This is a genomic window from Streptomyces sp. NPDC059037 (genome assembly GCF_042740015.1).
Classification (GTDB): domain Bacteria; phylum Actinomycetota; class Actinomycetes; order Streptomycetales; family Streptomycetaceae; genus Streptomyces.
In genome coordinates this window covers 1-10,415 of the sequence record NZ_JBHYIG010000324.1, presented here as the reverse complement: position 1 = coordinate 10,415, position 10,415 = coordinate 1, and the positions used below count along the sequence as shown (strand labels likewise).

The 10,415-nt window shown below is 70.2% G+C and carries 7 protein-coding genes; 6 read left to right on the top strand and 1 reads right to left on the bottom strand.

Features of this window, described 5'->3' with window-relative positions; all coding sequences use genetic code 11:
• Positions 1–144 precede the first annotated feature (144 nt).
• On the bottom strand, positions 145–1,344 hold the full coding sequence (locus ACFWY6_RS39790) for an ROK family protein (RefSeq protein ID WP_384701079.1): 1,200 nt from the start codon (positions 1,342–1,344) through the stop codon (positions 145–147).
• 191 nt (positions 1,345–1,535) lie between these two features.
• On the opposite strand from ACFWY6_RS39790, the gene ACFWY6_RS39785 reads away from it, so the two are divergent.
• From ACFWY6_RS39785 to ACFWY6_RS39760, 6 genes are read left to right on the top strand one after another with little or no spacing between them, the layout of a single operon-like run.
• Complete coding sequence (locus tag ACFWY6_RS39785) at positions 1,536–3,041, top strand: sugar ABC transporter ATP-binding protein (RefSeq protein ID WP_384701084.1); 1,506 nt, start codon at positions 1,536–1,538, stop codon at positions 3,039–3,041.
• On the top strand, positions 3,038–4,048 hold the full coding sequence (locus ACFWY6_RS39780) for an ABC transporter permease (protein ID WP_384701076.1): 1,011 nt from the start codon (positions 3,038–3,040) through the stop codon (positions 4,046–4,048). The genes ACFWY6_RS39785 and ACFWY6_RS39780 overlap by 4 nt, the downstream gene beginning before the upstream one ends.
• Entirely contained in the window at positions 4,045–5,055 is a 1,011-nt protein-coding gene (locus ACFWY6_RS39775; RefSeq protein WP_384701073.1) for an ABC transporter permease, read from the top strand. Before ACFWY6_RS39780 ends, ACFWY6_RS39775 begins: the two co-directional genes overlap by 4 nt.
• 5 nt (positions 5,056–5,060) lie before the next feature.
• Positions 5,061–6,269: a substrate-binding domain-containing protein gene (locus tag ACFWY6_RS39770; RefSeq protein WP_384701082.1), complete on the top strand. Its 1,209-nt coding sequence runs from the start codon at positions 5,061–5,063 to the stop codon at positions 6,267–6,269.
• Positions 6,266–7,138: a sugar phosphate isomerase/epimerase family protein gene (locus ACFWY6_RS39765; protein ID WP_384701070.1), complete on the top strand. Its 873-nt coding sequence runs from the start codon at positions 6,266–6,268 to the stop codon at positions 7,136–7,138. Before ACFWY6_RS39770 ends, ACFWY6_RS39765 begins: the two co-directional genes overlap by 4 nt.
• A 49-nt stretch (positions 7,139–7,187) precedes the next feature.
• Entirely contained in the window at positions 7,188–10,328 is a 3,141-nt protein-coding gene (locus ACFWY6_RS39760) for a ThuA domain-containing protein (protein ID WP_384701067.1), read from the top strand.
• Positions 10,329–10,415: the final 87 nt, after the last annotated feature.

Sequence of the window (10,415 nt, the reverse complement as noted above, 5' to 3'; positions counted from 1 at the left end):
GCGGCCGCGGGCACCAGCTCGAACGCATACTGCACCTCCGACAATGGCACCCTCATGACCCCCGACGTGGCAATTGGCGCGGGGGGCAGAGAGGGGTTCAGGTGGGTAGGGAGCGGCCCGACCTCCGACGGCCGCCTCCATCCCTCAGCGTCTGGCTTCACCGCCCGCGAGGACGCGGTCCACCTGCCGCGGCGACAGGGCGTGTTCGACCGCGAGGATGCCGGCGCCCACCGCCGCCGCGTTCTCGCCCGTGCGGCTCGGCTCGATGCGCAGCACATGGGTGGCCAGCGGGTGCGAGCGCCGGTACACCGCTTCCCGTACGCCCGCGAGGAGTTGGTCGTGGACGGCGGCCAGCGCGCCGCCGACCACCACCGTGTCGGGGTTGAAGAAGTTCACAAGACCCGCGAGCACTTCACCGACAGCCCGGCCCGCCTCACGCACCATGCGGACGGCGTCGCGGTTTCCTGACTTCACCAGGCGTACGACATCACTGCCCGACGCGGCCTCCAGGCCGAGAGCGGAGAGCTTGCGGGCGATCGCCGCGCCACCCGCGACGGCCTCCAGGCAGCCGGAGTTGCCGCACCGGCAGGGCTCCTCGGTGTCACCGACCCGGATGTGCCCGATGTCGCCCGCGCTGCCCTGCGCACCCCGGTGCAGCCGGCCGTCCGCGACGATGCCGCAGCCGATGCCCGTGCCCACCTTGATGTAGAGCAGATAGCGCGTGTCGGGGAAGGCGCGGCGCTGCTCGGCGAGGGCCATCACGTTCACGTCGTTGTCGACGAGGGCCCGCGCGCCGAACCGCTCGGCGAAGAACTCCGGGATGGGGTACTGGTGCCAGCCCGGCATGATCGGCGGATCCACCGGACGGCCCGTGGAGAACTCCACGGGGCCCGGCACGCCGACCCCGATGGACTGCAACGACGCTGCCTCCCGGTCGGCCTCCTTGAGCAGGGAGTTCAGCGTCCGCTCGACATGGCCGAGCACCTCCTGCGGGCCGTCCGCGATGGAGAGCGGATCCTCGCGCAGGGCGAGCATCTCGCCGCCGATGTCGAGCAGGGCGACCCGGCAGTGCGATGCCCCCAAGTCGACGCCGGCGACGGCGTGTTCGCGCGTGCGCAGGCGCAGGCGCCGGGGTGGTCTGCCGCCCGTCGAACCGCCGTCGGCCTCCTCGATGACGAAGTCGTGCGCGATGAGCGCGTCCACCCGCTGCGAGACCGTCGACCGCGCGAGCCCCGTGAGCCGGGCGATGTCGGCGCGGGTCGCCGCGGCCCCCGTCCGGATCAGGGCGAGGACCTCGCCGGGCGACGACGGCAGGGAAACGGGGTGATCCGGCGCTCCAGACATGGCAGCCACCATAGGGACGACTTCCGCTGCTCACAAGGCTGATGGTGTTCGGCGGTCGACCTAAGTCGCCGTCAACTGCCGTACAAAGAAAGCTGCTTGAGCCCTTGACAGGTCAAAGCTCGCTCATCACATTGCTCTGCAGACCGCTGCCGAAGGAGCCGAGGGTGCAGGCGATGCAGGCGACTCAAGTGATGTTGGCGATGCGAGGGGTGTCCAAGAGCTTTCTCGGAGTGCGGGTGCTGCACGGTGTCTCGCTCGACCTCGCCGCGGGTGAGGTGCACGCGCTGGTCGGGGAGAACGGCGCGGGCAAGTCCACCTTGATGAAGGTCCTCGCGGGCGAACACGTACCGGACGAGGGCAGCATCGTGCTCGACGGAACAGAGCATTCCTTCAGCCACCCCGCGCAGGCCCAGGCCGCCGGAATCGGCATCATCCACCAGGAGTTCGCGCTGCTCGCGCACCGCACGGTCGCCGAGAACGTCTTCCTGGGCCGCGAGCCGACCCGCTACGGCCTCGTCGACCGCCGCGCGATGGAGGCGCGTACGGCCGAACTCCTCGCGGAGGTCGGTGTATCGGGCATCACGCCACGCACGTACGTCCGTGATCTGTCCGTCGCCCGGCAGCAGACCGTCGAGATCGTCAAGGCGCTCGCATCCGACGTCCGCGTCCTGGTCATGGACGAGCCGACCGCGCCGCTCGCCGACCACGAGGCGGGCCTCCTGCACGACCTCGTGCGCCGCCTCGCGGGCCGCGGTCTCGGCATCCTGTACATCTCGCACCGGCTGCGGGAGGTCTTCGAACTGTCGCAGCGGATCACGGTGTTGAAGGACGGCCGCCACGTCACGACCGTGCGCACCGCCGACACGGACACCGACCAGGTCGTACGCGCCATGGTGGGCCGGGAGCTGAGCGCCTACTACCCGCCGCGCGCCCGCCCCGAGGACATCGGCGAGGTCCGCCTCACGGTGACCGGCGGCGGCAACGACCGGCTCCGCTGCATCGATCTGACGCTGCGGGCCGGCGAGGTCACCGGCATCGCGGGCCTCGAAGGCTCCGGCCGTACGTCCCTGGCGCGGGCCCTGTTCGGCGCCGCACCGTTCACCGGCGGGGCCATGACGGTGAGCGGCGACGCCCTGCGGCCCACCACTCCACGGCAGGCCATCCGCGCGGGGATCGCCCTGGTGACCGAGGACCGCAAGACCGAGGGGCTCGCCCTGCGCCAGTCCGTGCGCGACAACGCCCTCCTCGTCACGCGCGCCGTCCCCGCCCGCGAAGGCCCGCCCGCGGCCCGCGAACTCACCGCGCTCCTTGAACGCGTCAAGCTCCAGGCGCGCGGCGAGGACCAGCAGGCCCAGTACCTCTCCGGCGGCAACCAGCAGAAGGTCGTCATCGCCAAGTGGCTCGCCGCCCGCCCCCGCGTCCTGCTCTTCGACGAGCCGACCCGGGGCGTCGACGTCGGTGCCAAGGCCGCCATCCACACCCTCGTGCGCGAGCTGGCCCGCGAGGGCATCGCCGTCCTGATCGTCTCCTCCGAGCTGCCCGAACTCATCGGGATGAGCGACCGCATCCTCGTCATGTCCGACGGCCGCATCGCCGGGGAACTCCCGGCGGGCGCCGCCGAGGAGGACGTGATGCGGCTCGCCACGTCCGGCCCGTCCGCCCTGTCCGACTCCTCCGGAGAGGAGCCCGCCGCGTGAGCGGTACCACCGGCACCACCGTCGCCCCGCCGCCCGCAGTGAAGTCCCGTGCCGTACGGCGCGGCCGGCTCACCGACCCGGCCGTCGGCGTCTGGCTCGCGGCCGCCGCCGTCACCGTGCTCGGCTGGATCGTGGTCGCCGCGCGCGGCGGCGACTTCCTCACCGTGTCGAACGTCGTCGGCATCCTGCAGAACTGCGTCGCCCTCGGCCTGGTCGCCGTCGGCCAGACCGCCGTCATCCTCACCGGCTCGCTCGACCTGTCGGTGGCCTACCTCATCAGCCTCGGCACGCTGGTCGCCGCCACCACCATGGAGGACGGCAGCGTCGTCACCGCGGTGCTCGCCGTCCTCGCCCTTTCGGCGGCCGTCGGACTCGCCAACGGCCTCATCGTCACCGGTCTGAAGGTCAACGCGTTCATCGCGACGCTCGGCACCGCGTACATCCTGCGCGGCTGGATCGAGGACAACTACACCGGCCCGGCCGGGAAGGTCCCCGCCTCCTTCCAGCATCTGGGCTACGACCGGATGGGCCCGATCCCCGTCTCGATCTTCCTGCTCGCCGCCGTCGCCGCCGCGATGTGGCTCGTCTCCCGCCGCACCCGCTTCGGACATCATCTGTACGCGACGGGCGGCGACGAACACGCGGCGCGCCTGTCCGGTGTCCGCACCCGGCGCACGATCATCGCCGCCCATGTCCTGTGCTCGCTCTGCGTGGGCGCCGCCGCCCTCTTCCTCGCCTCACGGCTTGGCGCCGGCGCCCCCTGGGCGGGCACCGAGGCCCGCTACGACCTGGAGTCGATCGCCGCGGTCGTGCTCGGCGGCACCGTCCTCGCGGGCGGCCGCGGGGGAGTGGCGGGCACGCTCGGCGGGGTCCTGGTGCTCGCCGTGCTCGACTCCGTCTTCAACCAGCTCGGCGTCGACCCGTTCTTCAAGAACGTGGTCCGCGGCATCGTCATCATCGCCGCCGTCGCGATCTACGCCCGGCGCGGCAGCAGGAGGTCCGCATGAGCAGCCAGACGGCAACGGTCGCTCCGTACAAGAGAGTTGCCCGCTCGCTCGGCAGCGGAGCGCCCGTCTACGCCCTGCTCGTGGTGCTCCTCGTCGCGCTCGCCGCCACCGACCCCGGCTTCTACGAACCCGACCGCTTCCTCGCCTTCGTCAAGCGAGCCGCGCCCCTGGTGATCCTCGCCGCCGGGCAGTATCTGGTCATCGTCTGCGGCGAGTTCGACCTGTCCGTCGGCGCGATCGTCACGGCGGGCGTCGTCGCGGCCGCGGAGGTCTACGGCTCGTTCCCGGACGCGCCGTGGCTGCTCATCACCGCCGGACTGCTGCTCGCGGGGGCGTTCACCGGCCTGGTCAACGGGCTGATCACCACGCGTCTGAGAGTGCCATCCTTCATCACCACGCTCGGCATGATGCTGATCCTGGAGGGTGCCGTCTTCTACTGGACGGGCGGCTCGCCGCACGGACAACTCTCCGAAGGGTTCAGGCAGTTGGGGCGCGGTACCGCCATGGGCTGGCTGCCCTGGGCCGTCCTCGCCTGTCTGGTCGCGGGCATCGTCGCCGTCCTGCTCATGCGCTCCGACTTCGGCCGCACGCTGATCGCGACCGGGGACAGCGAACGCGCCGCCGCCCTCGCGGGGGTGCGTGTCCACCGCGCCCGCGTCATCGCCTTCGTGCTGTCCGGCACGGCCGCCGCGCTGGCCGCCGTCCTCGTCGGCGGCTTCTCCGGGGTGTCCGCGCAGGCCGGCCGGGGCTACGAGTTCGAGGCGATCACCGCCGTGGTCCTCGGCGGGGTCGTGCTCGGCGGCGGGCGGGGCAGTGTCGTCGCCGCGATGGCCGGCGCCTTCTCGCTGCAGGCACTGTTCACGCTGCTCAACCTGCAGGGCGTATCGGGCGCCCTGGAATCCACCGTCCAGGGCGTCATCGTCATCGCCGCGGTCGGGCTCGGGGCCGCCGACTGGTCCCGGCTGCGCCGCCGCCGTACCCACTCCTCAGGAGGCAGACCCTCGTGACGCACATCCAGCCGAACCGCAGGCGCGCGCTCGCGCCCGCCGCCGCCCTCCTCGCGGGCGCGCTGCTCGCCTCCTGTTCCAGCGACACACCGCCCGACTCGCCGGCCGGGGCCTCGCAGAGCGGCTCGTCGGAGCAGGGCGACAAACCCTCCAAGTTCTTCGAACAGGCCGAGTACGACCGCCAGTTGGCGCTCGGCAAGGAGACTCCCCAGGGCCCGGCCGACAAGCCCTGGGAGCAGATGCTCGAACCGAAGATGGCCGACACCGCCCAGTACAAGAAGAAGGGCTCGGGCGGCACCCACCTCTGCTTCTCCAACGCCGGAGTCTTCAACCCCTGGCGGCAGGTCGGCCTGAAGAACATGAAGGCCGAGGTGAAACTCCACGAGGAGATCAGCGACTTCACCGTCCTGGACGCCCAGGGCAAGGACGACAAGCAGATCTCCGACATCCAGGAGCTGGCCGGGAACAAGGACTGCGACGCGCTGATCGTCTCGCCGAACACCACCGCCACCCTCACCCCCGCCGTGAAGGAGGCCTGCGGCAAGCTGCCCGTCATCGTCTTCGACCGCGGCGTGGAGACCGACTGCGCCGTCACCTTCGTCAACCCGATCGGCGGCTACGGCTACGGCGCGGTCGCCGCCGACTTCCTCGTCGACAAGGTCAAGCCCAAGGGGAAGATCCTCGCCCTGCGCATCTCGCCCGGCGTGGACGTCCTGGAGACCCGCTGGTCGGCGGCGAAACTGGCCTTCGACAAGAGCGAACTGGACGTCGTGGACGCGAAGTTCACCGACGGTGACCCCGCCGAGACCAAGTCGATCGTCTCCGACGCAATCTCCCGGCACGGCTCCATCGACGGCGTCTGGATGGACTCCGGCGCCACGGCCGTCGCCGCCGTCGAGGCCTTCGAGGACGCGGGCGTCGACGTCCCGCCGATCACCGGCGAGGACCAGCAGGACTTCCTGGAGGCCTGGAAGGACAAGAAGCTCACCGCGATCGCCCCCACCTATCCGACCTTCCAGTGGCGTACGCCGGTCATCGCGGCCCTGCGGATCCTGGACGGAAAGGAGGTGCCCAAGGAGTGGAAGCTGCCGCAGCCGACCGTCACCCAGGAAAACCTGGACGAGTACCTCCAGGACGGCATGCCGCCGCTGCACTACGCGATGTGCGGGTGCCAGGACATGCCGGGCTACCCCAAGGACTGGAGGAAGAAGTGACGTACGCTGCCTGGCAGTTGGGGGCGAATCCCTGGATCTGGCACTCGCCGGTCTCCGGTGAGGTGCTCACGGAAACCCTGCCCCGTCTGGCGGTCTTGGGCTTCGACTGCGTGGAGCTGCCCCTCGAAGACGCCGACGACTGGGAGCCCGCGGCGGCCGCCAAGCTCCTGGACGCAACGGGCCTGACGCCGGCCGCCGTCGTCGCCGTCATGCCCGGCCGGCGGAACCTGGTCCGCGCCGACCAGGCCATGGTCCGCGCCACCCAGGACTACCTGCGCCGCTGTGTCGACGCGGCCCATGCGATCGGCGCCCCCGTGGTGGCAGGACCCGTGTACGCGGCGGTCGGCCGCACCTGGCGCATGGACCGGGCGGCGCGCTCGGCGGCGTACGCGGAATGGCGGGCGCACATCGCGCCCGTCGTCGAGTACGCGGCCCGCGCCGGGGTGCGCATCGCCGTCGAACCCCTCAACCGCTACGAGACGAGCCTGTTCAACACCGTCGCCCAGACCCTCACCGGCCTCGAAGGCCTCCCCGAGGACGCGATCGGCGTCGCGCTCGACACGTACCACCAGAACATCGAGGAGCACACGCTGCCCGACGCGGTCCGCGCGGCGGCCGGCCGCATCGCCCATGTCCAGGTGTGCGCCAACGACCGCGGCGCGCCCGGCGCCGACCACCTCGACTGGCCCGGTTTCCTGCGCGCCCTGAGCGAGTCCGGCTACCAAGGCACCCTCTGCATCGAGTCGTTCACCGCCCACAACGACGCCATCGCCGTCGCCGCCTCCGTCTGGCGCCCCCTCGCACCCACCCAGGACGCGCTCGCGACCGACGGCCTCGGCTTCCTGCGCCGCACCCTCGCGGCCCTCTGATGTCCGGCACCAGGCACCCGCACCCCGTCCACACAGAGAGGAACCGCTCATGAGCTGTCATGCTCGTGACATTCATGCCTTAAGGGGCCTACGAAGAGGGGTCGTCGCCCTGCTGGCGGCACTGCTCCTCACGGTGGGCTTCCTGCCAGGATCCGGAGCAACCGCGGCCGACAAGGACCCCGCCTTCCGCGCCCTGCTCTTCACCAAGGCCGTCGGCTACGTCCACGACTCGATCCCGGCCGGCATCCAGATGGTCAAGGAGCAGGCCGCGGCGAACGACTTCGAGGTCGTCCAGACCGACGACGCCACCGTCTTCGACGACGCGAAGCTCAAGGACTTCGACGTCATCATCATGCTGCAGAACTCCGGCATGGTCTGGGACACCGAAGCCCAGCGCGACGCCATGAAGAAGTACGTGAAGAGCGGCAAGGGCGTCGTCGCGCTGCACAACACCCTCGACATGGGCGTCGAGGACTCCTTCCCGTGGTGGGACGAGCTCATCAACGCCGGTGCCCACATGCCCGCCCACTCGCCGGGCGTCCTCAAGGGCACGGCGAAGGTCGCCGACCGCGACCACCCCTCCACCAAGGGTCTTCCGGAGCGCTGGGAGCGCCCGGAGGAGTGGTACAACTTCGACAAGAATCCCCGCGGCGACGTGCACGTCCTGGTCACCGCCGACGAGACGACATACGACCCGGGCGGCTCCAAGATGGGCGCCGACCACCCCATCTCCTGGTGCCGCAACGCCGAGGGCGGCAAGGTCTGGGCCACCGCCATGGGCCACGACAAGGCGTCGTACACCGAAGCCGCCTTCCGTGAACATGTGCTCGGCGGCATCCAGTGGGCCTCGGGCAACAAGGCGGGCGACTGCGGCGGCACGGTCTGGTCCGGCTACGAGAAGACCGCGCTCGACGACAACACCGCCGACCCCATGGAGCTCGACGTCGCCAAGGACGGCAAGGTCTTCTACGTCCAGCGCAGCGGCGAGGTGAAGATCTTCGACCCGAAGAGCCACTCCACCTCCACCGCCGGGAAGCTCGACGTCTACACCGGCGGCGAGGACGGCCTGGTCGGCATGGAGCTCGACCCGAAGTTCGCCGACAACCGCTGGCTCTACCTCTACTACGCGCCGGCGAGCGCCAAGGAGGACGTCAACCGCCTCTCCCGCTTCACGGTCAAGGCGGACAACACCCTCGACCTGGCCAGCGAGAAGAAGCTCCTGGACGTCCCCGCCTACCGCGACCGCAGCTTCCCCGAGCCCGGACACACCGGCGGCGCCGTCGAGTTCGGCCCCGACCGCACCCTCTACCTGGGCGTCGGCGACGACGTCCCGCCCAACCTCGACCCGAACTGGCAGGGCTACGCCCCGATCGACTGGCGCCCCGGCAAGGAGCGCCTCGACGCCGCCCGCACCGCGGGCAACACCAACGACCTGCGCGGCAAGATCCTGCGCATCAAGCCGACGGACTCCGGCGGCTACACCATCCCCAAGGGCAACCTCTTCGCCAAGGGCACGGACAAGACGCGGCCCGAGATCTACGCCATGGGCTTCCGCAACCCCTTCCGCTTCACCGTCGACCCCAAGACGGGCTATGTGCACGCCTCCGACTACGGCCCCGACCGCGGCGGCCCGACGACCGACCGCGGCCCCGAGGGCCTGGTCGAGTACAACGTCATCAAGAAGGCCGGCAACTACGGCTGGCCGTTCTGCCACGGCAACAACCAGGCGTACGCGCCCTACGACCCCGACACCCAGAAGGTCGGGACGAAGTTCGACTGCGCCAAGCCCACCAACCCCTCGCCGAACAACACCGGCCTGAAGGATTTGCCGACGCTGCAGCAGCCGGAGATCTGGTACGGCTACGGCGAGTCCAAGGAGTTCCCCGAGATGGGCGCGGGCGGCTCGGCCCCGATGAGCGGACCCGTCTACCACTACGACCCCAAGAACCCCTCCAAGACGAAGTTCCCCGCCTACTTCGAGGGCGCGAGCTTCTTCTACGAGTGGGCCCGCGACTCGGTCAAGGAAATCCGCTTCGACAAGGACGAGAAGCTCCTGAAGATCAACGACTTCCTGAAGTCGGCGAAGTTCGCCAAGCCCATGGACATGACCTTCGGGCCCGACGGTTCGCTCTATGTCCTGGAGTGGGGCAGCGAGTTCGGCGGCGGCAACAACGACTCCGGGCTCTACCGCATCGACTACGCCCAGGGCCAGCGCACCCCGCTCGCCCGGGCCAAGGCCTCCGCCACCAACGGCCCCGTCCCGCTGAAGGTCGACTTCTCCAGCGAGGGCAGCAAGGACCCGGACGGTGATCCGCTCACCTTCGCCTGGGACTTCAACGGCGACGGAACCTATGACTCCACCGAGGCCAACCCCTCCCACACCTATGACGCCAAGGGAGACTTCAACGCCCAGCTGAAGGTCACCGACTCCACCGGCAAGTCCGGTTACGCCAACGTCCCCGTGACGGCGGGCAACACCGCGCCCAAGGTGACGATCGAGACCCCGGTCGACGGCAAGCTCATCCAGTTCGGCGACAAGATCCCCTACAAGGTCACCGTCACCGACCCCGAGGACGGCACGATCGACTGCACCAAGGTCACCGTCAACCCGGCCCTCGGCCACGACGACCACGAGCACCCCACCACCGACATCCCCGGCTGCGAAGGCACCGTGGACACCGGTGACCTGGGCGGCCATCCCGAGGGCGCCGACCTCACCTACGTACTCAACGCCAAGTACACCGACAAGGGAGGCGACGGCGTCAGCGCGCTGACCGGCTACGGCCGCTCCGTCCTGCAGCCCAAGCACAAGCAGGCCGAGTACCGCGACGACCAGTCAGGAACCCGCATCGTCTCCCAGGAGGGTGCCGAGAACGGCAAGCGCATCGGCGACATCAGCAACGGCGACTGGATCGCGTACAGCCCGATGAGCGTCGAAGGCGTCGGCAAGGTCAGCTACAAGCTGTCCTCGCCCTACGGCGTCGGCTCCATCGAACTGCGCGCCGACGCCCCCGACGGCAAGCTGCTCGCCACGACCCCTGTCCCCAACACCGGGGGCTGGGACACCTATCAGGCCACTCCGGACGTCCCTGTCGAGGCGTTGACCGGCACCCACAAGCTGTATGTGGTCTTCAAGTCGACGCAGGACAATTCCTTCGACGTAGACGCGGTGCAGTTCACCACGTCATAGTCGCTCGGTAGTCGCCAGAGGCATACGAAGGGGGGGGGCGGCGCCGGGGGGGGCCCCCCCGAGCGCGCCCCGGACACCCAGCGCACC

Coding starts and splice junctions, on each gene's coding strand:
- ACFWY6_RS39790 (WP_384701079.1), bottom strand. CDS start 1,344: ATGTCTGGAGCGCCGGATCACCCCGTTTCCCTGCCGTCGTCGCCCGGC.
- ACFWY6_RS39785 (WP_384701084.1), top strand. CDS start 1,536: ATGTTGGCGATGCGAGGGGTGTCCAAGAGCTTTCTCGGAGTGCGGGTG.
- ACFWY6_RS39775 (WP_384701073.1), top strand. CDS start 4,045: ATGAGCAGCCAGACGGCAACGGTCGCTCCGTACAAGAGAGTTGCCCGC.
- ACFWY6_RS39760 (WP_384701067.1), top strand. CDS start 7,188: ATGAGCTGTCATGCTCGTGACATTCATGCCTTAAGGGGCCTACGAAGA.